23 protein-coding genes are annotated in these 24,753 nt (G+C 70.7%); 16 read left to right on the forward strand and 7 right to left on the reverse strand.

Translation table 11 applies throughout. The annotated features are described in order from the left end of the window. The first annotated feature begins 200 nt into the window (after positions 1-200). Both ACZ499_RS00705 and ACZ499_RS00710 read left to right on the forward strand, forming a co-directional pair. Positions 201-1,703: a PP2C family protein-serine/threonine phosphatase gene (locus tag ACZ499_RS00705; RefSeq protein ID WP_468672033.1), complete on the forward strand. Its 1,503-nt coding sequence runs from the start codon at positions 201-203 to the stop codon at positions 1,701-1,703. A gap of 171 nt (positions 1,704-1,874) precedes the next feature. After that, positions 1,875-3,341, forward strand: coding sequence for an aminopeptidase P family protein (locus tag ACZ499_RS00710; protein WP_385536263.1), 1,467 nt, complete (start codon positions 1,875-1,877; stop codon positions 3,339-3,341). Between the two features lie 146 nt (positions 3,342-3,487). Here ACZ499_RS00710 and ACZ499_RS00715 read toward each other — a convergent pair whose 3' ends face one another. Beyond that, the gene (locus ACZ499_RS00715; protein ID WP_101389220.1) at positions 3,488-3,952 is read right to left on the reverse strand and encodes an ATP-binding protein; all 465 of its coding nucleotides are present in this window, start codon (positions 3,950-3,952) and stop codon (positions 3,488-3,490) included. 251 nt (positions 3,953-4,203) lie between these two features. Here ACZ499_RS00715 and ACZ499_RS00720 point away from each other — a divergent pair, with 251 nt between their 5' ends. From ACZ499_RS00720 to ACZ499_RS00760, 9 genes are all read left to right on the forward strand, one after another. Beyond that, a complete protein-coding gene (locus ACZ499_RS00720; protein ID WP_468670733.1) occupies positions 4,204-5,052 on the forward strand; it encodes a hypothetical protein in 849 nt (282 codons plus the stop codon). A 120-nt stretch (positions 5,053-5,172) separates the two neighbouring features. Then, on the forward strand, positions 5,173-5,907 hold the full coding sequence (locus ACZ499_RS00725) for a YcnI family copper-binding membrane protein (RefSeq protein WP_468408252.1): 735 nt from the start codon (positions 5,173-5,175) through the stop codon (positions 5,905-5,907). A 39-nt stretch (positions 5,908-5,946) separates the two neighbouring features. After that, positions 5,947-6,603 (forward strand): SCO family protein, encoded by a 657-nt coding sequence (locus tag ACZ499_RS00730; RefSeq protein WP_468670737.1) that lies wholly within the window; start codon positions 5,947-5,949, stop codon positions 6,601-6,603. Further along, positions 6,600-7,058: a copper chaperone PCu(A)C gene (locus tag ACZ499_RS00735; RefSeq protein ID WP_468670740.1), complete on the forward strand. Its 459-nt coding sequence runs from the start codon at positions 6,600-6,602 to the stop codon at positions 7,056-7,058. The genes ACZ499_RS00730 and ACZ499_RS00735 overlap by 4 nt, the downstream gene beginning before the upstream one ends. A gap of 22 nt (positions 7,059-7,080) precedes the next feature. After that, complete coding sequence (locus tag ACZ499_RS00740) at positions 7,081-9,009, forward strand: copper resistance protein CopC (protein WP_468670742.1); 1,929 nt, start codon at positions 7,081-7,083, stop codon at positions 9,007-9,009. Between the two features lie 10 nt (positions 9,010-9,019). Then, positions 9,020-10,291 (forward strand): iron uptake transporter deferrochelatase/peroxidase subunit, encoded by a 1,272-nt coding sequence (efeB, locus tag ACZ499_RS00745; protein ID WP_468670745.1) that lies wholly within the window; start codon positions 9,020-9,022, stop codon positions 10,289-10,291. 50 nt (positions 10,292-10,341) lie between these two features. Next, complete coding sequence (gene pheA, locus ACZ499_RS00750; protein ID WP_385536247.1) at positions 10,342-11,277, forward strand: prephenate dehydratase; 936 nt, start codon at positions 10,342-10,344, stop codon at positions 11,275-11,277. 564 nt (positions 11,278-11,841) lie between these two features. After that, positions 11,842-13,131, forward strand: a complete 1,290-nt coding sequence (gene serS, locus ACZ499_RS00755) for a serine--tRNA ligase (protein ID WP_468670751.1) — start codon at positions 11,842-11,844, stop codon at positions 13,129-13,131. 2 nt (positions 13,132-13,133) lie between these two features. Continuing rightward, a complete protein-coding gene (locus tag ACZ499_RS00760) occupies positions 13,134-13,949 on the forward strand; it encodes an HAD family hydrolase (protein WP_468672036.1) in 816 nt (271 codons plus the stop codon). Positions 13,950-14,105: 156 nt separating this feature from the next. On the opposite strand, the gene ACZ499_RS00765 is transcribed toward ACZ499_RS00760, so the two are convergent. The 5 genes from ACZ499_RS00765 to ACZ499_RS00785 form a co-directional block, all read right to left on the reverse strand. Beyond that, entirely contained in the window at positions 14,106-14,780 is a 675-nt protein-coding gene (locus ACZ499_RS00765; RefSeq protein ID WP_468670754.1) for a rhomboid-like protein, read from the reverse strand. Positions 14,781-14,886: 106 nt separating this feature from the next. Beyond that, positions 14,887-15,606 (reverse strand): ABC transporter permease, encoded by a 720-nt coding sequence (locus ACZ499_RS00770; RefSeq protein ID WP_385536239.1) that lies wholly within the window; start codon positions 15,604-15,606, stop codon positions 14,887-14,889. 17 nt (positions 15,607-15,623) lie between these two features. Further along, positions 15,624-16,535, reverse strand: a complete 912-nt coding sequence (locus ACZ499_RS00775; protein WP_385536237.1) for an ABC transporter ATP-binding protein — start codon at positions 16,533-16,535, stop codon at positions 15,624-15,626. Then, a complete protein-coding gene (locus ACZ499_RS00780; protein WP_468408236.1) occupies positions 16,532-17,422 on the reverse strand; it encodes an ABC transporter permease in 891 nt (296 codons plus the stop codon). The genes ACZ499_RS00775 and ACZ499_RS00780 overlap by 4 nt, the downstream gene beginning before the upstream one ends. Positions 17,423-17,438: 16 nt before the next feature. Further along, a complete protein-coding gene (locus tag ACZ499_RS00785) occupies positions 17,439-18,461 on the reverse strand; it encodes an ABC transporter ATP-binding protein (RefSeq protein ID WP_385536286.1) in 1,023 nt (340 codons plus the stop codon). A gap of 269 nt (positions 18,462-18,730) precedes the next feature. Between ACZ499_RS00785 and ACZ499_RS00790 the strand changes: the two genes are divergently transcribed. From ACZ499_RS00790 to ACZ499_RS00805, 4 genes are all read left to right on the forward strand, one after another. Then, the gene (locus tag ACZ499_RS00790; RefSeq protein WP_468670763.1) at positions 18,731-19,579 is read left to right on the forward strand and encodes a M24 family metallopeptidase; all 849 of its coding nucleotides are present in this window, start codon (positions 18,731-18,733) and stop codon (positions 19,577-19,579) included. Positions 19,580-19,605: 26 nt separating this feature from the next. Next, positions 19,606-21,360: an SDR family oxidoreductase gene (locus ACZ499_RS00795; protein ID WP_468672041.1), complete on the forward strand. Its 1,755-nt coding sequence runs from the start codon at positions 19,606-19,608 to the stop codon at positions 21,358-21,360. Next, a complete protein-coding gene (locus tag ACZ499_RS00800) occupies positions 21,357-22,286 on the forward strand; it encodes a metal-dependent hydrolase (protein WP_468670767.1) in 930 nt (309 codons plus the stop codon). The genes ACZ499_RS00795 and ACZ499_RS00800 overlap by 4 nt, the downstream gene beginning before the upstream one ends. Before the next feature lie 290 nt (positions 22,287-22,576). Further along, positions 22,577-23,473: a MerR family transcriptional regulator gene (locus ACZ499_RS00805; protein ID WP_468672044.1), complete on the forward strand. Its 897-nt coding sequence runs from the start codon at positions 22,577-22,579 to the stop codon at positions 23,471-23,473. Between the two features lie 56 nt (positions 23,474-23,529). Here ACZ499_RS00805 and ACZ499_RS00810 read toward each other — a convergent pair whose 3' ends face one another. Beyond that, positions 23,530-24,102: a hypothetical protein gene (locus ACZ499_RS00810; protein WP_468408230.1), complete on the reverse strand. Its 573-nt coding sequence runs from the start codon at positions 24,100-24,102 to the stop codon at positions 23,530-23,532. A 109-nt stretch (positions 24,103-24,211) separates the two neighbouring features. On the opposite strand from ACZ499_RS00810, the gene ACZ499_RS00815 reads away from it, so the two are divergent. Continuing rightward, positions 24,212-24,727 (forward strand): PadR family transcriptional regulator, encoded by a 516-nt coding sequence (locus tag ACZ499_RS00815; protein ID WP_468670768.1) that lies wholly within the window; start codon positions 24,212-24,214, stop codon positions 24,725-24,727. Positions 24,728-24,753: the final 26 nt, after the last annotated feature.

The following is a 24,753-nucleotide window of genomic DNA, read 5'->3' on the forward strand; positions in this document are numbered from 1 at the left end:
CCGTCGGCTCCTAAGACGCCGTGGCCCGCCGCCGGGTTCCGGGACATCGTCAACTGCCCCTGGCCATCACCGAGTACGTACCCAACCCGCTCGATATGACGCGCTCTTGAACGCCCTCAGTCGACCCCAGAGATGGGCCATAGGGGGCAATTTTCCGCCAAGTTGAACACCCCCCGGACACCAACAATCCCGCTATGACAATGCTGGACATCCCCTTACTTGTGCGTGTACATCTGGATGCATTGATGGCGGCGCAGATTGACATGGGGGTTTGCGATGCTATTGAGCGGAATCGACCGGCCGGAAAGCCGACTGCCATGAGCGCCCCACGCCTGCCGAAAGTGGCTGGAATCGATCCAGCCGTCCCGCCCCCCGCGCACACTTCTGCGCCTCTGCCCACATCCAACCCCGACTCCCCCGCAGGCCCCTGCGCGGTGATCCAGGACCGGCTGGCCAGCTGGGTCTCCGACCTCACCACGCTGCACGAACTCACCGAGCGCCTCTCCCGCACCTGTGTGCTCGACGACGCCCTCAACGAGCTGCTGCGGGCCGGTGCCGCGCTGGTCGGCGCCCGGCGCGGACTGGTCGTCCTGGAGCCCGCCGACGGTCTGGGCCCCGCCGTCACCACCGGCCTCGGCCTCGCCCACGCCGACCTCGGCCACATCGAGACGGTCCCGCGCAGCGCCACCCCGTACGGCAGGATCCTCGACGGCTTCCCCGACGCCGACGGCGGATCGGACCTGGTCGGCGCGGTGGGCAGCGGCCCCGGCCCCGACCCGCGCCACCGCGAGGTGGCCGCCCGGCTCGGCTACGCCGCCAGCTACGCGCTGCCCCTCACCACCGACACGGGCGGCCGCCTGGGCGCGGTGGTCTGGTTCTACGACGAGCCCGCCGAGCCGCCCGAGCGCCGCCGCCACCTCGTCGGGCTCTATCTGCGGCAGGCCGCCGAGCATGTGGCCCGGCTTGTCGAGCTGGACCGCGCGCGGACGCGGCTCGCCACCGTCACCGAGGAACTGCTGCCCAGCAGACTGCCCCGGGTGGCGCGGGTGCAGCTCGCCGCCCGCCACCGCACCGGGCCGCGCGGCGGCGGCGACTGGTACGACGCACTGCCGCTGCCCGAGGGCGCGCTCGGCCTCGCGGTCGGGTCCGTCACCGGGTCCGGGCCGAGCGCCGTCGCCGCGATGGGCCGACTACGGGCCAGTCTTCGGGCGTACGCGGTGATGGAGGGCGAGGACCCGGTCGCCGTCCTCTCCGACCTCGAACTGCTGCTGCGGCTGACCGAGCCGGCCCGCTCGGCGACCGCGCTCTTCGCCTACTGCGAGCCCGCGCGCCGCAAGATCGTCCTGGCCGGTGCCGGGCACGCGCCGCCGCTGATCGTCGGCGAGCGCCGCACCGAGTACGTGGAGACCTCGCTCTCCGCGCCGCTGGGGATGCTCGCGTGCTGGGAGGCGCCCAGCGTGGAGATCCAGCCCGCGGCAGGAGAAACGGTGCTGCTGTACACCGACGGGCTGCTCCACCGCACCGGCGACCCGATGGACCGGGCCTTCGCCCGCCTCCACACGGCGGCCGCGAGCGTCCCCAGGGCCGCCCGCGACGACCCGGGCGCGATCGCCGACCACGTCCTGCGGACCGTGCTGCCGGGCGGGCTCGACGCGTCGGACGGCGGCGAGGACGTGGTGCTGCTCGCGGCCCGCTTCGCATAGCGGCTCGGGCGGCTCCGCGGGCCGGGGACGGGCGGCGGCGCAGGCCACGGACGGCCCGCGGCTCCGGTAGCGGTCGCCTACGGGGTGTAACAGGCCCTTCGGCCCTGGACCCTTTCCCACCCGCCCGTACGATGGACGGAGGTCCAATGTCGTACTAAGTGGAGGCAGACCGTGGCCGAGCAGCTCACCCCGGAGACCCCGGACGAGTCGGAAGAGCAGCCGATCAAGCAGCGCAAGAACGGCCTGTACCCGGGCGTGTCCGACGAGCTGGCCGAGAACATGAAGTCCGGCTGGGCCGACACCGAGCTGCACGGCCTTGAGCCGATCGCCCAGGCCGCGCACACCGCCGACCGCCGCGCCGCGCTGTCCAAGCGCTTCCCCGGCGAGCGCCTGGTGATCCCCGCGGGCAACCTGAAGACCCGCTCGAACGACACCGAGTACAGCTTCCGCGCCTCCACCGAGTACGCGTACCTCACCGGCGACCAGACCCAGGACGGCGTGCTCGTCCTGGAGCCCAAGGGTGACGGCCACGAGGCGACGCTCTACCTGCTGCCGCGCTCCGACCGGGAGAACGGCGAGTTCTGGCTGGACGGCCAGGGCGAGCTGTGGGTCGGCCGGCGCCACTCGCTGGGCGAGGCCGAGCAGCTCCTCGGGATCCCGGCCAAGGACGTCCGCGAGCTGGCCGCCGCGCTCAAGGAGGCCACCGGCCCGGTCCGCAACGTGCGCGGCCACGACGCCGGCATCGAGGCGGCGCTCACCGACAAGGTCACCGCCGAGCGCGACGAGGAGCTGCGGGAGTTCCTGTCCGAGGCGCGTCTGGTCAAGGACGCCTTCGAGGTCTCCGAGCTGCGCAAGGCCTGCGACGCCACCGCGCGCGGCTTCGAGGACGTCGTCAAGGTGCTCGACAAGGCCGAGGCGACCAGCGAGCGCTACATCGAAGGAACGTTCTTCCTGCGCGCCCGCGTCGAGGGCAACGACATCGGCTACGGCTCGATCTGCGCGGCCGGCCCGCACGCCACCACCCTGCACTGGGTGCGCAACGACGGCGCCGTGCGCCCCGGCGAGCTGCTCCTGCTCGACGCCGGCGTCGAGACCAACGAGCTGTACACCGCGGACATCACGCGCACGCTGCCGATCAACGGCACGTTCTCGCCGCTCCAGCGGAAGATCTACGACGCGGTGTACGAGGCCCAGGAGGCCGGTATCGCCGCGGTCAAGCCGGGCGCCCCGTACCGCGCCTTCCACGACGCCGCCCAGCGCGTCCTCGCCGAGAAGCTCGTCGAGTGGGGCCTTTTCGGCGACCTGGACGTGGCGAAGGTCCTGGAGCTCGGCCTCCAGCGCCGCTGGACCCTGCACGGCACCGGCCACATGCTCGGCATGGACGTCCACGACTGCGCCGCCGCGCGCACCGAGACGTATGTCGCGGGCGACCTGGAGCCGGGCATGTGCCTGACCGTCGAGCCGGGTCTGTACTTCCAGGCCGACGACCTGACCGTGCCCGAGGAGTACCGGGGCATCGGCATCCGGATCGAGGACGACATCCTGGTGACCGAGGACGGCAACGAGAACCTGTCGGCCTCGCTGCCGCGCCGGGCCGACGAGGTCGAGGCGTGGATGGCGCGGGTCAAGCAGGGCTGACGCCGCCACGAGTGCCGGAGCCCGGTCGCCCCTCGCGGAGGCCGGGCTCTTCTCATGGCGCCGTTCACGCCTCCGTCGTGTCCGCCTGTTCCCCCACGCGCGCGTAGGGGGGACGGATGAGTAGCTCTACTCACCGCACGGGACCCTCACGAGACGTTGAGGAGGGCGCCTTCCCGCCATTTCAGGATCTTGTCGAAGCTCACCACGGCGCCTCTGCCCGGCCGGTTGCCGAAGTGGACGTGGTCGGCGAGCTGTTCGATCAGGCAGAGTCCTCTGCCTTGCTCCGCCATGGCGGATCCCAATGTGCTGTTCATCCGTGCTGCGGTGCGACGGCCTCGTCGTACGGGAAAGCCCGGCCCCGAGTCGGCGACCTCGATACGGCATTTCTCGCCATCCAGATACGCGGTCACCCGGTACGCCGCCGAGGTGCCGGAACCTTCGTCCCCACCGTGCTCGACCGCGTTCGCACACGCTTCACCGAGTGCGACCGACAGGTCGTAGGAGATGTCCGGATCGACGCCCGCGGTCTCCATGGTGCCGAGCAGTAGACGACGTGCGAGCGGAACGCTCGCGGCCTCGCGCCGCAAATGGAGTGACCACCAGATGCTCATGCTCCGGCCTCCTGGCTGCGGCTCGACATACCCCTACGTATTGCCGCAACCCTTGGTTCGTAAGCACGGACTTGACGTGATAGCGCTCATTCGGCGGATGTATGCGCCCCCCGTGCCGGTGTATGGACGCGGCGGACGGCCACCCCGTCAGGTTCCGGACAGCCGGGGACGGATGTGATCATCACAGGAATACGGCACCTTGTGGACCTGCCGTATGGGACGGCTAAGGCTGGTGCGATGATGGCCCCGCCATGTCTGCCCGACACGCCCGACACACCGACGCAGGCGCCGGTCTCCGGCTGCTGAGGGCCGCGGTCTTCGCCGCGGTCTGCGTCATGCTGTCCGCGCTCGGGCACGTCCTGGCCGCCTGTGCGACGGTCCCGTGGTGGACGCTGCTCGCCGGGTTCCTCGGGGTGTTCGCGGCCGCCGCGCCGCTCGCCGGACGGGAGCGCGCGCTGCCGTCCATCGCGGGCGCCCTGGCCGCCGGACAGCTCGGGCTGCACGTCCTGTTCGGCATCGGCCAGCACACGGCCGCCGCCTCCGGAAACGGGGCACCCGGCGACACCTCGCTGCTGCGGCTCGCCGCCAAGCTGGTCTGCGGCCCGGCCGCGTCGGCCCAGCTGACGGCCTCGGACGCGCGACGGATCGTCACCGACGCGGGCCTGCGCCCGCCCTCCGGTGCCGCCTCCGCCGCACACGGCCCCATGACGAGCATGACCGGAATGCCCGGGATGACCGATTCCGGCTCGGCGCACAGCGCCTTGGCCGGACTGTTCCCCTCGCTCCCGATGCTCCTCGGCCATCTGCTGGCCGCGTTGCTGACCGGCTGGCTGCTGCGGCGCGGCGAGGCCGCGCTCTTCCGTCTGGTGCGGCTCTCCGCTCAGGCCGCCACGACTGCCGCCGAAGGGGCGTGCGCACGTTCGCTGCGCGCCGCTCTCGCGCTCGTACGGGCTCTGCGTGCCGGTCTGCCGGGGGCGCCTGGGCACGGCCCGCGCCTTCCGCTCGCCCGGCTCGCCACCCCCCTGCCGCCGGCCGGGGAAGCACTTCAGCACTCGGTGATCAGGCGCGGGCCGCCCGCCGTATACACCCTCGCAGCCTGACGCGGCCCACTCCGTAACGCACCAGACAACACCCGTCCCAGGAGTGGTCCGTGGAGTCCGCGCGCATCTGCGCTGCGGGCCGTCACCACTTACCTTCCTGCTGACTGGAGTGTCTCCGCCATGAACGTTTCCCGTCGTATCGCCATCGCCGGTGCCGTCGCCGCCTCGTCCGTCCTGATGCTGGCCGGCCCGGCCCTCGCGCACGTCAGCGTGCAGCCCGAGGGCGCGGCCGCGAAGGGCGGCTACGCCGTCGTCAACTTCAAGGTGCCCAACGAGCGCGACGACGCCCAGACCGTGAAGCTTGAGGTCAACTTCCCGGCCGACCACCCGCTGGCGTCCGTGCAGCCCCAGGCCCTGCCCGGCTGGACCGTCGAGGTCACCAAGTCCAAGCTCGACAAGCCGCTGACGGTGCACGGCAAGCAGATCAACGAGGCCGTCACCAAGGTGACCTGGAGCGGCGGCAAGATCGAGTCCGGCTACTTCCAGAAGTTCCCGCTCTCCATCGGCGCGCTGCCCACCGACACCGACAAGCTGGTCTTCAAGGCCGTCCAGACGTACAGCAACGGCGAGACCGTCCGCTGGATCGAGGAGCAGAAGCAGGGCGCCGAGGAGCCGGCGAACCCGGCGCCGGTGCTCACGCTGTCCGCCGCCGCCGCCGACCACCACGGCGGAGCCGCGCCCGCGTCCGACGACAAGAAGGACGACATGGCCGGGCACGACGACAAGAAGACCGAGGCCGCCTCGGACTCCAAGGACACCGACAACACCGCGCGCGTCCTGGGCGTCGTGGGCATCGTCGTCGGCGTCGCCGGTGTGGCCTTCGGCGTGCTCGCCGGGCGCCGCCGGGCCGCGTAATCCCCGCCAGGCCCCTCCCCCCGACCGGAAACTTTCCCCATGCGCACCAAGTACGTGCCGGCTGCCATCGCATTCGCGGTGGCGGCGGCGCTCTCCCTGACCGCGTGCGGTGGCAGCGACGACAAGGCCAAGAGCCCCGTCACCGATGTCTCCGCCGACACCAGCAACAAGGCCGGCACCGTGCTCGACCGGCCGTTCACCAAGCCGGACTTCGTCCTGACCGACACCCAGGGCAAGAAGTTCGACTTCCGTGAGCGGACCAAGGGCAAGCCGACCCTCATCTACTTCGGCTACACCAAGTGCCCCGACGTGTGCCCGCTGACGATGAGCAACATCGCCATCGCCAAGAAGCGCCTGCCCAAGGCCGACCAGGACAAGCTCCAGGTCGTCTTCGTGACCACCGACCCCGACCGGGACACCCCCGAGTCGCTCGGCAAGTGGCTCAAGGGGCTGGACCCGTCGTTCATCGGTCTGACCGGTGACTTCCCGACCATCCAGGCCGGGGCCCGCTCGATCGGCATCGGTATCGACCCGGCGACGAAGGACAAGGACGGGAACGTCGTGTCCATGCACGGCGCCCAGGTCATCGCCTTCTCGCCGAAGACGGACCAGGGGTACGTCCTGTACGGCGACACCGCCACCCCAGAGGACTACACGAAGGACCTGCCGAAGATCGTTCTTGGAGAAAACCCGTGAACCGCCGCACCACTCTCGTCTCCGCCATAGCCCTGACCGCCGGGATGGCGCTGGCGGGCTGCTCGTCCGACAGCTCCGACGGCACGCCCAACCTGAAGATCGGCCAGGCGTTCATGCCGGAGCCGGTGAGCGCGGACATGGCCGGCGGCTTCCTGGTAGTGAAGAACGACGGCAAGACCGCGGACAAGCTGACCAAGGTCACCAGTGACGTCTCGGACGACATCACGATGCACGCGACCAAGGACCAGAAGATGCGGGAGGTGAAGACCTTCGACATCCCGGCGGGCGGCGAGCTCGACCTCGAACGCGGTGGCAACCACATCATGTTCATGGGCCTCAAGAAGAAGCCGAAGCCGGGCGACAAGGTCGCCGTCGACCTGCACTTCGAGAAGGTCGGCACGGTCCGGGTCGAACTGCCGGTCAAGGAATCCACCTACAACCCGAAGCACCACTGAGGGATGAGGGACTGAACAGACGATGACGGCCACCGCCCCACGCTTCGGAACCGCCCTGGCCCGGCTGCTGCTCGTCGCGGCCGCCCTGCTCGGCGCGGTGTTCGCGACCGCCTCGCCCGCCTCGGCGCACGCCGCGGTCACCGCGACCAATCCGAAGGACGGGGCGGTGGTCGCCTCCGCCCCCAAGGACGTCGACCTCACCTTCTCCGAGCAGGTCGCCATGGACGACAAGTCCATCCGGGTCCTCGACCCGAACGGCAAGCGCGCCGACACCGGCGAACTGCTCAACCTGTGCAGCGGCTCCATCGTGAAGTACGGAGTGAGCCTGCGCGACGGGCTGCCCAAGGGCACCTACACCGTGGCCTGGCAGGCCGTCTCGGCCGACAGCCACCCGGTCGCGGGCGCCTTCACGTTCTCCATCGGCGCCCCCTCCAAGACCACCGTCTCGCTGTCCGCCCCGGACGTCGGCGGCGGTCTGGTGGGCGCGCTGTACGACACCATGCGCTACGCCGCGTACGCCGGCTTCATCCTCTTCGCCGGCGGCGGCGCCTTCATCCTGGCGTGCTGGCAGCGGGGCGCCTCGGTGCGCCCGGTGCAGCGGCTCGTTGTCGGCGGCTGGCTGACGATGACCGCTGCCACCATCGCGCTGCTGCTCCTGCGGACCCCCTACACCGGCTCCGGGCAGCTCTCGGACGCCTTCGACCTCGACGGGCTCAAGGCGGTCCTGCAGACCAAGTCGGGTGCCGCGCTCAGCTCCCGGCTGCTGCTGCTCAGCGCCGCCGCGCTGTTCATCTCCGTACTGTTCGGCGCGTACGCCAAGCGCGAGGACGAGGAGAAGAAGGACCTCACCTACGGGCTCGCCATCGGCGGCTTCGTGGTGGCCGCCGGCATCGCCGCCACCTGGGCGCTCGCCGAGCACGCCTCGACCGGCATCCAGACGGCGCTCGCGATGCCCGTCGCGGTGGTGCACCTGCTGGCCGTGGCGACCTGGCTGGGCGGGCTCGCGACCTTGCTGGTGGCGCTGCACCTGACGCCCGCGGTGGAGCGGGCGGCGGTGCGGCGGTTCTCCCGGATCGCCTTCTGGAGCGTGACCGTCCTGGTGTCGACCGGCGTCTACCAGGCCTGGCGGCAGGTCGGCTCCTGGTCCGCGCTCACCGGGACCGGCTACGGGCAGCTGCTGCTCGTCAAGGCCGGACTGATCGCGGTGCTCCTTTCCGCCGCGTACATCTCGCGCCGCTGGACCGGGCAGCTCTCCGAGCACGCGGCCCCCGAGGCCGAGGCGGCGTCCATCGTCGAGCAGCGCGCGGCCGAGCCGGAGCTCTCCGAGGAGCCGGAGCCGGTGACCGTGCCCGACGACGCCAAGAACCCGGCCGACCGCAAGCGCGCCCAGCAGCTGGCCCGCCAGCAGGCCGCAGTGACGGTCGCGCGCGAGAAGCGCATCCGCGACGCCGACCCGCAGCGGTCGGGGCTGCGGCGCTCGGTGCTCACCGAGGCCGGGGTCGCGGTGGCGGTGCTCGCCGTGGCGACGATCCTGTCGTCGACCGAGCCGGGGCGTACGCAGGAGGCTGCGGCCGCCGCCCAGTCGACCACCCAGGTGGCCGTGCCGGACCGGCCGATCAGCATCCGCATCCCCTTCGACACCGGCGGCAAGAACGGCAAGGGCACGGTCCGCCTCACCCTGGACCCGGGCCGCACCGGCGCCAACGAGATGCACGTGTGGACGGACGACGCCGCGGCCAAACCGTTGGACGCGGCCGAGGTGAAGGTCGCGTTCACGCTGACCGCCAAGGCGATCGGCCCGCTGCCCGTAGAGCCCGAGCGCATCACCCGGGGACACTGGAGCGCGAGCGGCGTCCAGCTTCCGATGCCGGGCGAGTGGCAGGTGTCCGTGACCGTGCGGACCTCCGACATCGACCAGGTCACCGTGGACAAGAACATCAAGATCGGCTGAGTACGACCACATGACGGACCAGATCAACAAGAGCGCCGAAGACACCGGCGAGTCCCTCGACATGACCCGTCGGCGCCTGCTCGGCACGGTGGGAGCGGTGGGCGCGGCCGGTGTCGCACTGGGCGCGACGGGCGGCGCGCTCGTCCACGCCGCCGTCGAGTCGAACGGGTCGGGGGCCACCGAGCTGTCCTCGGTCGGCTCCACCGAGGTCCCGTTTCACGTGAAACATCAAGCGGGGATCTCCACGCCGGTTCAGGCCTGCGGCCATCTGGTCGCCTTCGACCTCGCACCCGGCGCCGGGCGCAAGGAGGCGGCGGCGCTGCTGCGGCGTTGGTCGGCGACGGCGAAGGCGCTGATGGCGGGCGCGGCGACGGGCGCGGACACGGGGGTCGCGCTGGACGCGGGCCCGTCCTCGCTCACCGTCACCTTCGGCTTCGGCCGCACGTTCTTCGACCGTACGGGCCTGGTGGCGCAGCGCCCGGTCGAGCTGGACCCGCTGCCGGACTTCTCCTCGGACCGGCTGGACGCCAAGCGCTCCAACGGCGACCTGTGGGTGCAGATCGGCGCGGACGACGCCCTGGTGGCCTTCCACGCGCTGCGCGCGCTCCAGAAGGACGCGGGCGCGGCGGCCCGGGTGCGCTGGCAGATGAACGGCTTCAACCGGACGCCCGGCGCCACCAAGAAGCCGATGACGGCCCGCAATCTGATGGGCCAGATCGACGGCACCGGCAACCCCAAGCCCTCCGACCCCGACTTCGAGAAGCGGATCTTCGTCCCGGACAGCGGGAAGCCGGCGTGGATGGCGAACGGCTCGTACGCGGTGGTGCGCCGGATCAGGATGCTGCTGGACGACTGGGAGAAGGTGCCGCTCGCCCAGCAGGAGCAGGTGATCGGCCGCAAGAAGGCGAACGGCGCCCCTCTTTCGGGGGGTACCGAGACCACCGCGATGCAGCTCGACAAGTTCGGCCCGGACGGCAAGCTGGTCATCCCCGACAACGCGCACGCCCGGATCTCCGCGCCCGAGCAGAACGGCGGCGCGGCGATGCTGCGGCGCGCCTTCTCGTACCACGACGGCTTCTCGGCGGACGGGGTGCCGGACGCGGGCCTGCTGTTCGTCGCCTGGCAGGCCGACCCGCTGCGGGGCTTCGTGCCCGTGCAGCGCAAGCTCGACCGGGGCGACGCGCTGTCGGCGTTCATCCGGCACGAGTCGAGCGGCCTGTTCGCGGTGCCCGGCGGCCCGCGCGCGGGCGAGTACGTGGGCCAGCTGCTGCTGGAGTCCTGACCGGTCGAGACGGCCCTCGCCCGTGACGGCAGGCCATTAGGGTGACGAGTATGTCCGCCACGCGATACACCTATCTGGGTCCCGAAGGCACCTTCACCGAGGCCGCCCTGCGCACGCTGCCGGAGGCGGCGACCCGTGAGCTGGTACCGATGGTGTCCGTGCCCGCCGCGCTCGACGCGGTACGCAACGGGGAGGCCGCGGCCGCGCTCGTGCCCATCGAGAACTCGGTGGAGGGCGGGGTCACCGCGACCCTGGACGAGCTGGCCTCCGGCGAGCCGCTGATGATCTACCGCGAGGTGCTGCTGCCGATCGCCTTCGCGCTGCTGGTGCGGCCGGGGACGAAGCTGTCGGACGTCAAGACGGTGACCGGGCACCCGGTGGCCCAGCCGCAGGTGCGCAACTGGCTGCGTACGCATCTGCCCGAGGCGCTGTGGGAGTCGGCCGCGTCCAACGCGGACGGCGCCCGCCTCGTCCAGGAGGGCCGGTTCGACGCGGCGTTCGCGGGCGAGTTCGCGGCGGCGACGTACGGTCTGGTGCCACTGGTCACCGAGATCCACGACGCGGAGAACGCGGAGACGCGGTTCGTCCTGGTGGGCCGGCCGGCCCGGCCGGCCGCGCCGACCGGGGCGGACAAGACGTCCGTGGTGATCTGGCTGGGCGACGACCACCCGGGCGCGCTGCTCGAACTGCTCCAGGAGTTCGCCGTACGCGGGGTCAACCTGATGCTCATCCAGTCCCGGCCGACGGGTGCGGGCATCGGCAACTACTGCTTCGCGGTGGACGCCGAGGGCCACATCTCGGACCGGCGCGTCGGCGAGGCGCTGATGGGGCTGAAGCGGATCTGCCCGAAGGTGCGCTTCCTCGGCTCGTACCCGCGTGCGGGCGTGACGGCCGACGAGGTGCGGACGGTACGGCCGGGGACCTCGGACGCCGAGTTCGTGGCGGCGGCGGAGTGGCTGGCCCGCAGCCAGGACGGCCGGGCCTGAGCACGTTTTCCACCGGCTCCGCCCGCGGTCCTACCTGCTGATTTTCACTGTCCACAAAAGTTATCCACAGGCTCTCTTCTCGACCTGTGGGTAAGTCGACAACGTAACCAGACAGAGTCGACAAATAACTCTAGTGACGACACATCCGTCCACAGAAGATCAGCAGGGACGATGTCACCCCAATTCCCTCGATCAACTCTTTAGGGCGAGCAATTCCCACCCGAATGAGTGTGTGGTAGGGGTGCGAACTGGGAATCCTTGGCCCCGCATCGCGCCACGGAAGGGATCTTCCTGGCGGTCCACAGGAAGTCCCCACACCCTGTGGATAACTTTCCCGACCCGGACGCCTCTGTGGACAAGCCCCTTGAGCCGCAAGGGATTCGGGTCAACGAAAGTCCGGAAAGCACCCCTTTTCAGGGAAAAGGACTGCCTTTATTGACGCCCGTCCCGGAATTCCCCCGCCACATTTCTCAATACGGTCAATTCGGGCAAACCAACACGCGGAACGGGCGTGGCGGGGATATCCGGTGGGGTGCCAGGGATCCGCACCGGTAGCCTGGAGGGGTGATTGACCTTCGCCTGCTCCGTGAGGACCCCGACCGTGTTCGCGCCTCCCAGCGCGCCCGTGGAGAGGACGTCGCGCTCGTCGACGCCCTGCTCTCAGCCGACGAGCGGCGCAGGTCGTCCGGCGTCCGCTTCGACGAGCTGCGCTCCGAGCAGAAGGCGCTCGGCAAGCTCATCCCCAAGGCCTCGCCCGAGGAGCGCGCCCAGCTCCTGCAGAAGGCCGAGCAGCTCAAGGCCGACGTCAAGAGCGCCGAGGCCGAGCAGAACGAGGCGGACGAGGCGGCCAAGCGCCTCCTGCTCCAGCTCGGCAACATCGTCCACGAGGACGTGCCGGTCGGCGGCGAGGAGGACTTCGTCGTCCTGGAGACGCACGGCACCGTCCGCGACTTCGCGGCCGAGGGCTTCGAGCCCAAGGACCACCTGGAGCTCGGCGAGGCGCTGGGCGCCATCGACGTCGAGCGCGGCGCCAAGGTCTCCGGCTCGCGCTTCTACTACCTGACGGGTGTCGGCGCGCTCCTGGAGCTCGCGCTCGTCAACGCGGCGATCGCGCAGGCCACCGAGGCCGGCTTCATCCCGATGCTCACCCCGGCACTGGTCCGCCCGCGCGCCATGGAGGGCACCGGCTTCCTCGGCCAGGCCGCGGAGAACGTGTACCACCTGGAGAAGGACGACTACTACCTGGTCGGCACCTCCGAGGTCCCGCTCGCCGCGTACCACATGGACGAGATCCTCGACGCGGACAAGCTGCCGCTGCGCTACGCGGGCTTCTCGCCGTGCTTCCGTCGCGAGGCCGGTACGTACGGCAAGGACACCCGGGGCATCTTCCGGGTCCACCAGTTCGACAAGGTCGAGATGTTCTCGTACGTCCACCCGGACGACGCCGAGAACGAGCACAAGCGGCTCCTGGACTGGGAGAAGCAGTGGCTGACCGGCCTCGAACTGCCCTTCCAGGTGATCGACGTGGCCACCGGCGACCTGGGCTCCTCGGCCTCGCGCAAGTACGACTGCGAGGCGTGGATCCCGACGCAGGGCAAGTACCGCGAGCTGACCTCGGCCTCCAACTGCGACAGCTTCCAGGCGCGCCGGCTGTCCGTACGGATGCGCGACAACGCCGACGGCAAGAGCAAGGTCCAGCCGCTGTCGACGCTGAACGGCACGCTCTGCGCGGTGCCGCGCACCATCGTGGCGATCCTGGAGAACCACCAGCAGGCCGACGGCTCCGTGCGGGTCCCGGCCGTGCTCCGCCCGTACCTGGGCGGCCGCGAGGTGCTGGAGCCCATCGCCAAGTGAGCATCGCCCCGGGGAAGCCGTTCCCGTACAAGCTGATCGCGACCGATCTTGACGGGACGCTGCTGCGCTCCGACGAGACGGTCTCGGAGCGCACCCGTGAAGCGCTCGCCGCGGCCACCGCGGCGGGCGCGGCCCACATCGTGGTGACCGGCCGCTCGGTGCCCTGGACCCGGCACATCCTGGACGACCTGGGGTACCAGGGCCTCGCGGTGTGCGGCCAGGGCGCGCAGGTCTACCACGCGGGCGAGCACCGTCTGCTGACATCGGTGACGCTGGACCGCCAGCTGGCGGGGCTCGCGCTCTCGAAGATAGAGGCCGAGGTCGGCCCGCTGGCGCTGGCCGCGAGCCGGGACGGGCTCGACGGCGAGGTGCTGGTCGGCCCCGGCTACCGGGTCCACGAGGGCTCGCTGCCGGTCGTCGCCTTCGACCAGGTGGCCGAGTTGTGGTCGGCGCCGCTCAACAAGGTCTACATCCAGCACCCGGAGCTCGGTGACGACGCGCTGGCGCGGATCGCGCGCCAGGTCGTCGGCAGCCTCGTCGACGTGGTGATGGCGGGCGAGGGTGTGGTGGAGCTGCTTCCGCTGGGCCTGAGCAAGGCGACGGGCCTGTCGCTGGCCGCGCGCCGGCTCGGCTGCCGGTCGACGGACACGATCGCGTTCGGCGACATGCCCAACGACATCCCGATGTTCGGCTGGGCCGAGCACGGCGTGGCCATGGCCAACGCCCACGACGAGCTGAAGGCCGTCGCCCACGAGATCACGGCGTCCAACGAGGACGACGGGATCGCGGTGGTCCTGGAGCAGTTGCTGGGCGCGTGAGGGCGTACGTACGGGAGCGCCCTTACGAGAGCGCCTGTACGGGCAGAAGTAAGGGGAAGTAAGGGGCGTCCGCCATGGGTGGACGCCCCTTACTGATCCCCGTGCCCCGGCGTGACCCGCGCCGTAGCGCGCTCGAAGCGGTCTGCCCTGGGGCCCTCAACCACTGTGCACCGCACGCCCGTTCGAAGCCACCGATTTACCCCTGGTCAGCGGCCAGAAGGCCAGCCCGATGGCCAGCGAGACCGCATGCCCGATGTCCGTGAACGTGGCCCCCGTCAGCAGCGGGACCCCGAAGAACGCGACCACGCACGCGAGGTAGAGCCACCGCCACGGCTGCGGCAGCCGGTACACCAGCAGCCCCGCCGAAGCGGCGAGCCCGTAGCTGACCCCGATGTCCACCACGTGCGCCATCCGTCTGGGCACCTCGTGGTTCTGGATGCTCCACAGGATCACTTCCTGGCTGATCAGCGTGGCCGCGACATGGGCTGCGGCGACCGCGACCAGCCACCGTACGGTGCCGATCCAGCGCTCCACCGGCGCGTGGACCAGCTCGAAGAGCACCAGGTACAGCAGGAACGAGGACGGGTTCTCGATCCAGAACGCGCTGGTGAACAACGACTGGGCGGGGTGCTTGGTGAGCTGGTGGATGTTGCTGCTGTTGCGGTGCAGCAGATAGTGCTCAAGGCCCTGGCTGGACAGTTCGATGACGATGCTCGTGATCGCGATGACCAGCAGCCAGATGTGCGTCCCCGGCGAGGAGCGCACCCAGGCCCGCACCGGCCGGGCCGGCTCGGGGGCCCGGCGCGTGCCCGGACCGTGAAGCGTCGTCATCCCTCGATGATGACCCGGGCGGGGCCGGAAGACCGCCGCCCGGGTCGCGGGAGGGTGACACCTGCTCCGGAGTTCACACCTCGGCGCGCGTCACCCCCCCAGCGCCTCACTCCTCCCCGGCCAGCTTCAGGGTCCGCAGCTTCTGGCCCGCGTACCAGGTCGCCAGGACCGTGACCGCCGTCAGCAGCACGACCGCGGCCGGCAGGCCGACGTCCGAGGTGATGAAGCCGTTCGTGCCGATCCGCTCGGCGAGGGCGAGCGACCACTGCTGGACGCTCAGCGTGCGCGCGCCCGGGACCAGGTTGCCGAACAGGCTCTCCCAGACCAGCGCGTAGACCAGGCCGAAGACCACCGCGTGCCGGGTGACCGTGCCCAGGAGCAGGAAGACCGCCGCGTACGCGATCGAGGCCACCAGGGCCGCGACCGTGTAGGCGATCGCGATCTGCTGGCCGTTGCCGTTGAGGATCATTCCGGCGATGAAGGTGGGGACGGCCGAGAAGGCCATGGTCACCGCGATCGCCACGATCAGCTTGGTGAGGATGATCGTCGGGCGTTTCACCGGTTTGGCCAGCAGATAGACGATCGAGCCGTCGTCGATCTCGGGCCCGATGGCTCCGGTGCCCGCGATGACGCCGATCAGCGGGACCATCGTGGCGAGCGCGAACCCGCCGAGCAGATTGGCCGCGACCTGGTCGTCGGCGCCGCTGAAGGACCGTACCGCCGCGGAGATGACGATCAGCAGCACCGGCAGCACGCAGAGGATGGCGGCCCGGCGGCGGCCGAGCAGGGCCCGGTAGGTGAGCCGGGCGACTGTGGGGTTGTACATGACGCTCACAGCTCCTTTCAGGCCGCTACGAGGTAGGAGAAGACGGATTCGAGCGACTCGTCGGACGGCGAGACGGTCAGCAGACGGATCCCGTGCGCCTTCGCGACCTGCGGGAGCAGCGTCGTGAACCGCCCGAAGTCGACCGCCTGGACGCGCAGCGCGCCCTCCTTGAGGTCCACCTCGATCCCGGCCGTCGACGGGTCGGCGATCAGCGCGGCGGCGAGCGCGCGGTCGTCGCTGGAACGGATCAGATAGCGGTGCGGGCGGTCGGTCATCAGCCGGCGGATCTTGCGGAAGTCACCGCTCGCCGCGTGCCGCCCGGCCACGATCACCTCGATGTGCGCGGCGAGCTGCTCGACCTCTTCGAGGATGTGCGAGGAGAACAGGACGGTGCGGCCCTCGGCGCCCATCCGCCGCAGCAGCTCCATCAGCTGCATGCGCTGGCGCGGGTCCATGCCGTTGAACGGCTCGTCGAGCAGCAGCACCGAAGGGTCGTGGACCAGCGCGGACGCCATCTTCACGCGCTGGCGCATGCCCTTGCTGTACGTCTGGATCTTGCGGTCCTGCGCATACTCCATCTCGACCGTGGCGAGCGCCCGCTGGGCCTCCCTGGCCCCGAGCCCGTGCAGCTCGGCGTTGGCGACGACGAACTCGCGGCCGGTCAGGAAGTCGTACATCGCCTCCCGCTCGGGGACGATGCCGATCTGCCGGTAGACGTCCTCGTTGCGCCAGATGGGGCGCCCGTCGAGCGTCACGCTTCCCGTCGAGGGAGCGAGGAAACCGCCCATCATGTTGATGAGCGTGGACTTTCCGGCGCCGTTGGGGCCGAGCAGTCCGGTCACCCCGGGGCCGACCGACATGGTGACGTCGTTGACGGCCACCACGTTGCCGAACCAGCGTGAGGTGTGGTCGATGTCGATGGTGGTCACAGCCCGACCTTCCGGTAGCGGCGCATCAGGACGGCGTACGAGCCGGCGGTCAGCGCGAGGACGACGAGCAGATACACCGCGCCGGCTCCCGCGCCCGGCCCCTCGCGGCCCGGGAAGGCCGAGGTCGCGCCGAGGAAGGCGGTCTGCACCCCGTCGATGAGCGTGATGGGGGAGAAGAGCCCGAGCCACTGGATGACCCCGGTGGACTGCTGGTCGAACGCGACGCCCTGGACCGCGGAGACCGCGCCGTAGGAGATGGTCAGCACGGCGATGACGGCCGCGACGCCGAAGCCGCGGCGCGGGGTGAGCGCCGAGACCACCAGGCCGATGCCGGCGAACAGGAGCGAGAGCAGCGCCACGGAGACCAGTCCCTGTGCGAACCCCTTGGTCTGGTCCGCGAAGTCGAGTTTGGCGAGCAGTGCGCCCACGTAGAGCACGACGAGCGGCGCCGCGGTGAGGATGAAGAGCGCCGAGGCCATCGCCGCGAACTTGGCGAGGACGTAGTCCACCCGCTCGATGGGCCGCGAGAAGTACAGCGGCACGGTACGGAACCGCAGGTCGCGTGAGACGGTCTGGGGGGCCTGCGCGGCGATGAAGAGGCCGATGACGGCCTGCATCAGGATCGCGTTGCGCGTGTAGTCCACCGGCAGGTCGTTGGCCTTGGTGGCGACGGCGACCGCGACCATGATGGCCGCGGGCAGGCACATCACCGCGAAGAGCAGCATCGGCAGCACCTTGGACTTGGCGCTGCGGCCCAGTCCGTACGCCCCGCGCAGCGACTGCGAGAAGAGCGAGCGCCGTGCGTACGCCCGGCCCAGGCGCGGGCCGTCGTAGTCCCGGTAGCCGATGTTGTGGATCTGGGTCTGGGCGATCTGGTTCTGTGTCATCCGAGTCCCTGCGGCCTCAGCTGCCATGGCTGCCGCCTCCGTTCTGCTGTGCGGCGGCGGTCGCTGCCCAGGCTGCGGCGCGCTCGGAGACCGGCTCCGGGGCCTGCGCCGGGGTCTTGAAGACCTCCGCGATGTGGTGGCGGCGCTGCTCCATCCGTACGAGCCCGAGGCCGAGCCCGGCGACGGTGTCGCGCACCACGTCGTACGTCTCCTCGCCCGCCGCCTCCACGAGCAGGATGTGCCCGGCGCCCGGCAGTCCTTCCTCCACGCCCGCGTGGAGCGTGATGCCGGCCGCGACGAGCGCGCCGCGCACGGCTTCGGCGCCGTCCGGGTGCGTGTCGGAGTCGGTGACCTCGACCGCGAGGGTGGTGGTGGTCTGGGTGAAGTCGCTGGTGGAGCTGGACCGCAGCAGCGTGCCGCCGTCGATGACCACTACGTGGTCACAGGTGCGCTCCAGCTCACCAAGGAGGTGCGAGGTGACCAGGACGGAGATGCCGAAGTCGGTGTGGATGCGGCGGATCAGGCCGAGCATCTCGTCGCGGCCGACCGGGTCGAGCCCGTTGGTCGGCTCGTCGAGCAGGACCAGCTGCGGGTCGTGGACCAGCGCCTGCGCGAGCTTGACGCGCTGCTTCATACCGGTCGAGTAGCCGCCGATCGGGCGGTACCGCTCCTCGTAGAGCCCTACGTGGCGCAGGGTGTCGGCGGTGCGCTCGCGGGCGGCGGTCACCGGGAGGCCCGACATGCGCGCCATGTGCACGACGAACTCGGTGGCCGAGACGTCGGGCGGCAGACAGTCGTGCTCCGGCATGTAGCCGACGCGCTCACGGATCGCGCCGCCGCTGGTGGCGACGTCGAGGCCGAGCACCGCGGCGGTGCCCTCCGTGGCCGGGGAGAGGCCGAGGAGGATCTTGATCAACGTCGACTTGCCGGCTCCATTGGCACCCACCAGGCCGGTCACACCGGGCCCGATGTCCAAGGAGAGCCGGTCAAGCGCGGTCACCCGGGGGAACCGCTTGCTCAGGCTTTCGGTCGCGATCACATTCACACTTCGAAGGTAGTGGCGCAGACCACATCGATCGTCAGACCAGGCGGCTGTATCCGTGTCCGCCTCCAGAGGTACGGACCCGTAGGTGCCCCCTACGGAAGAGTGACGGAACCCCGAGAAACGCCCTCCGAAGGGGCATCGGGTTGTCCACAACGCGGTCGTTGTCCACAGGCGGACGCAGAACCCTTGACGTAGCCGCCGGGCATTGTCACATTCATCAGTGTCAAGTTACGCACGCGTACGACGACAGGGGTGTGGGCGCGATGCCAACGGCGGTCAAGACGGAACTCGACGCGCGGCTCAGCGGGTTCAGGGAAGTGCAGCGGCTCGCCTACGAGTGCGCGGAGGCCGTCGCGGCCCAGCTCAAGCCGGGTGTGACGGAGCGCGAGGCGGCCCGCATGCAGCGGGAGTGGCTGCGCGAGCGCGGCGTGCGGGACTGGTTCCATCTGCCGTTCGCCTGGTTCGGGGACCGCACGGCGTTCGTGAACTTCCGCATCCCGCTCCAGTTCTTCCCCACCAACCGGAGGCTGGAGGCGGGGATGCCGTTCATCCTCGACATGGCCCCGGTCCACAGGGGCTTCACGGCCGACATCGGCTACTCGGGCTGCCTCGGCCTCAACCCCGTGCACAACCGGCTCCTCGCGGATCTGGAGGCGCACCGGGAGCTGATCCTGCGCGAGGTCCGCGAGCAGCGGCCGCTGCGCGAGATCTACGAGGACGTGGACCGGCTCATGGTCCGCCAGGGCTATGCCAACCGGCACCGCGCGTACCCGTTCGGCGTGATCGCCCACAAGGTCGACCAGGTCAAGGAGCGCCGCTGGTCGCCGAACGTCTTCGGGTTCGGCACCCAGTCCCTCAAGGGCCTGGCGGGCGACGCGCTGCACGGCCACCGCGACGGCTGGTCGCCGCTGTGGAGTCCCTACAAGTTCTCCGACCACCCGCCCCGGCCGGGGCTGTGGGCGGTCGAGCCGCACCTCGGGTTCCGGGGTACGGGCGCGAAGTTCGAGGAGATCCTGGTCGTCACCGACTCCAAGGACCCCGAACAGAGCGCGTTCTGGCTGGACGACGATCTGCCGCATGTGCGGCGCTGGGCCGAGGAGAAGGCGGCGTGAGCGTGGGAGACCGGGCGGGCAACGGTATGGAGGGCGCGCGCGAGCGCTGGGTGCGCACGGGAGGGATCGAGCTGTGCGTCGCCGAACTCGGCGATCCGCAGCAGCCGACCGTGGTGCTCGTGCACGGCTATCCGGACAGCAAGGAGGTCTGGTCGGAGGTCGCCGTCCGGCTGGCCGAGCGCTTCCACGTCGTGCTGTACGACGTACGGGGCCACGGCCGCTCGACCGCTCCGGCCCCGCTGCGCGGCGGCTTCACCCTGGAGAAGCTGACCGACGACTTCCTGGCGGTCGTCGACGCGGTGAGCCCGGACAGGCCGGTGCACCTGGTCGGCCACGACTGGGGCTCCGTACAGGCCTGGGAGTTCGTGACCGTCAAGCGCACCGAGGGCCGGATCGCCTCCTTCACCTCGATGTCCGGCCCCTCCCTCGACCACTTCGGGCACTGGATCAAGAGCCGGATGACCCGCCCGACCCCCCGCCGGGTGGGCCAGCTGCTCGGCCAGGGCGCCAAGTCCTGGTACGTGTACATGCTGCACACCCCGGTCCTTCCCGAGCTCGCCTGGCGCGGCCCGCTCGGCAAGCAGTGGCCGAGGATCCTCGAACGGGTGGAGAAGGTCCCCTCCGGCGACTACCCCACGTCCTCCCTGCCCCAGGACGCGGCGCACGGCGCCTGGCTCTACCGGGACAACATCCGGGCCCGGCTGCGCCGACCGCGCGCCGACGCGTACGCACACGTGCCGGTGCAGCTGATCACGCCGACCGGCGACGCGTTCCTCTCCGAGCGGCTCTACGACGACCTGGAGCTCTGGGCGCCCCAGTTGGTCCGCCGCACCCTGCCCGCCAAGCACTGGGTTCCGCGCACCCGGCCCGACCGCCTGGCCGCCTGGATCACCGAGTTCATCACCGCCAACGAGGACGGCGTCCCGGCCAAGGACGCCGTAGCCACCGGCCCGTACGCGGACCGCTTCGGCGGACAGCTGGTCCTCATCACCGGCGCCGCCAGCGGCATCGGCCGCGCCACCGCCTTCGCGTTCGCGGAGGCCGGGGCGCGGATCGTCGCCGTGGACCGGGACGCGGAGGGTGCGGCCCGGACCGCCGACATGTCCCGGCTAATCGGCGCCCCCGAGGCCTGGGCCGAGACGGTCGACGTCAGCGACGAGCAGGCCATGGAGAAGCTCGCCGAGAAGGTCGCCGCCGAGTACGGCATCGTGGACGTCCTGGTGAACAACGCCGGGATCGGCCTCTCCGGCTCGTTCTTCGACACCACCACCGAGGACTGGAAGAAGGTCCTCGACGTCAATCTGTGGGGCGTCATCCACGGCTGCCGGATCTTCGGCAAGCAGATGACCGAGCGCGGCCAGGGCGGCCACATCGTCAACACCGCCTCGGCGGCCGCCTACCAGCCCTCCAAGGCGCTGCCCGCGTACTCCACCACCAAGGCGGCGGTGCTGATGCTCAGCGAGTGCCTGCGCGCCGAACTGGCCGGGCAGGGCATCGGCGTCAGCGCCATCTGCCCCGGCTTCGTCAACACCAACATCACCTCCACCGCCCGCTTCGCCGGGGTCGACGAGACCGAGGAGAAGCGCCGCCAGAAGAGGTCCGCCCGGTTGTACGGCCTGCGCAACTACCCGCCGGAGAAGGTCGCCACGGCGATCCTGCGCGCGGTCGTGAAGAACCAGGCCGTGGTGCCGGTGACGCCCGAGGCCCGCGGCGCCCACCTCATGTCCCGCTTCACGCCCCGCACCCTGCGCGCGATCGCCCGACTGGAGCCACCGCTGTGAGCCCAAACCGACTGGAGGGCGCGGGTCCGGAGCAGTACAGGATCACCCCGCGGCGGGTCTCGTTCGACTGGCACGAGACCCCCCTGCACTGGATACCGGACGAGCCCACCGCCACCCATGTCATCAACGTTCTGCACCTGCTCCTGCCAGCGGGCGAACGGTGGTTCGTGAAGGTCTTCAAGGAAGCCCTTCCGCTGGTCACCGACCCGACACTGCTCAAGGACGTCAAGGGCTTCATGGGCCAGGAGGCCACCCACAGCGTCCAGCACGCCTACGTCCTCGACCACCTCGCCAAGCAGCGCCTCGACACCGCCGCCTACACCCGCCACGTCGACTTCCTCTTCGACAAACTCCTCGGTGAGCGGCCCCCGTTCGGCGCGCCGATACCGGCCCAGGAGTGGCTGCGCTTCCGGCTCTCGCTGATCGCCGCGATCGAGCAGTTCACCGCGGTTCTGGGTGACTGGGTGCTGCACGCCGAAGCCCTCGACCTGGCCGGCTCGGACCCGGTCATGCTCGACCTGCTGCGTTGGCACGGGGCCGAGGAGGTCGAACACCGTGCCGTCGCCTTCGACATGTACCAGCACTGCGGCGGCGAGGGCCTGCCCCGCTACGCCCGCCGGGTAGAGGGCATGGTCGTGGTCGCCCCGGTGCTGCTCTGGCTGTGGGGGTGGGGCGCCTCCTATCTGATCCGCCACGACCCCCAGCTCGCCGGCCGGCTGCGCTACTCGCTGCGCGAGCACAACGGGGCGGTACGGCGCGGGCTGCTGCCCAGCTGGAAGGAGCTCGGCGCGGCCATACCCCGTTACTTCCGGCGGTCGTACCATCCCTCGCAGGAGGGCTCCCTGCGCAAGGCCGTCGAATATCTCGCGACCTCGCCGGCGGCCCGTGCGGCAGCGGGTGCGGTGGGCCGCGCCGCCCTGGGGTAGAGGGAGACGGTTTGTCCGGGCAGCCAGCAACACAGTCATCGGCGGCGCCGGGTGCGTCGGCGGCGCCGGGTGCGTCGGCGGCGCCGGGTGCGTCGGCGGCGCCGGCCCACGCCCCGGTGCCCTCGGCCGTGCCGGCCCAGCCTCCGGTCCGGCCGACGGCCCAGCCGGCCCTCCAGCCCCCGGTCCCGGCTCCGGTCCAGTCACCGGCTCAGCAAGCCGTCCAGCAGGCGGTCCAGCCTGCGCCGCAGCAAGCGGGGCCACACTCCCTCCCCTCCTCGTCCGAGTACCGCATCGAGGACCTGGCCCATGCGAGCGGCGCCACTGTCCGTACGATCCGCGCCTACCAGGACCGTGGCCTGCTGCCCAGGCCCGAGCGCCGCGGCCGGTCCAATGTGTACGGCGAGGCCCATCTGGCCCGACTGCGCCAGATCGCCGATCTGCTCGACCGCGGTTACACCCTGGCCTCCATCAAGGAACTCCTGGAGGCCTGGGACGCGGGCCGCGGCCTCGGCGGTGTCCTCGGCCTGGTCGCCGAGGTCAACGGGCCCTGGACCGACGAGGAGGCCGCCCGGATCTCCCGGGACGATCTCGACGCCACCTTCGGCGGCGAGCCCGACGACCAGGCCGTCGCCGAGGCGGTCGAACTGGGCATCCTGGAACGCATCCCCGGCAACGACCGCGAGTTCCTGGTTCCCAGCCCGCAGGAGCTGGCGGTCGCCGCCGAGCTTCACGCGGCCGGGGTTCCCCTGGACGCCATCTCCGGGCATCTGCGCGAGCTGCGCGGCCAGGTGGAGCACATCGCGGCCCGCTTCCTCGACTTCACCACCGAGCACGTCTTCGCCCGCTATCTGGGGCACCGGCCGCCCACCGACGCGGAGGCCGCCGAGGCCGCCGGCCTAGTGCGCCGGCTGCGCCCGCTCGCCCAACAGACCGTCGACGCCGAACTGGCCCGGGCCATGCGCCTGTTCGCCACCCGGCACCTTCAGCAGCACCTCGGCGCCGCGGCCCCGGCAGTCCCGGCCGATCCCGACCCCGGGCCGGTCACCCTGGCCGCGCACACGGTCCGGGCCGTACAGGCCCTGGTCGGCCCGGAGAACGTCGCCGCGTTCATCTCCGCCGCGGCCGAACGGGAGGTTCAGTCCCGTACGTTGGACGCTCTCGCGGCCCGACCGTTGTCCACAGAATAGTCACAAACCCTGTGGATAACCGCACTTGTCTGTGGATCAAACCTAACTGACCGCCATCACTCCGTGATTGCAGTCACTTTGGCGGCCTGAGCGGAGCGTCGGGCGCTCTCCGGGTACTTGGCGGTGAAGAGTGCGGGCAGCGCGAACCCGGCGACCTGCACGGCTATCGCGGCGGTGCTGCCCAGCGACTCGGCGTGGATGACGGCGAGCCCGACGGCGGTGACGGTGAAGGCGGCGGCCCAGGCGGCGGTCAGCACCACGTTGATGCGCAGGAACACCGGGTTGCTCCACACTTCGCGCGGCGCCTGCCGCTTGGCTATCCCGGTGGTGAAGGGCCGCCGGACGGCCAGCGTCGCCCAGGCGGTGAGGGCCAGCCAGCCGGTGGCCAGCGCCCCGCCGTACTCCCGCAGGCCGCTGTCCGGCGCGGCGAAGGCCACTACGCTCAGCACGGCGAAGAAGGCGATGGTGGACTGCTCAAGAATCAGCGAGTCGGCCGCCGCACCGCCCTTGCGGTCGGTGTAGAACAGCCAGGCTCCCACGGCGAGCGCGGCGACCGCGCCCCACTGCCAGTGCGCGCTGCCAACGGCGGCGAAGACGATCCACGGGATGAAACCGCGCAGGTAGTTCATGGGAGTCCCCCTTCGTCGGGCTCTCGCCCGCTCCACATTCCAACTTCGACATGTCAAAATTAGAGGTTCCTGCATTGACGTGTCAAGAGTGGAATGTAAAGTTGAGGTCATGAGCCTTCGTCACGCGGTCCTGGGGCTGCTGGCCGAACGTCCGGCCAGCGGCTACGACCTGATGAAACTGTTCGAGACCTCGCTCTCCCACGTCTGGTCGGCGACCCAGAGCCAGGTCTACGGCGAGCTGGGAAAGCTCGCCGACTCCGGCCTGATCGAGGTGGCGTCCGCGGGCCCCCGGGGCCGCAAGGAGTACGCCATCACCGACCCGGGCCGGGCCGAGCTGCGCCACTGGCTCACCGAGACCGAGCCCTCCCGCACCCGCCGCAGCGACTCTCTGCTGCGCGTCTTCTTCCTCGGCCTCCTCACCCCGCTGGAGGCGCAGACGTACCTTCTGACCGAGGCCGAGCGCTCCGCCCGCCAGCTCGCCGGCCTCCGGGAGGCGGAGGCCGCGATCGAGTGGGACAACGACCCGCTCTCCCTCCACGGCCGGCTGGCCCTGGAGTACGGCAAGCGGCTCAGCGCGATGCACGAAGAGTGGGCCCGCTGGGCGGCCGAGCAGCTCAAGGCGTGACGCCGAGGGAAAATGGGGTGCCGGGA

This window comes from Streptomyces sp. NPDC031265, from assembly GCF_055570295.1.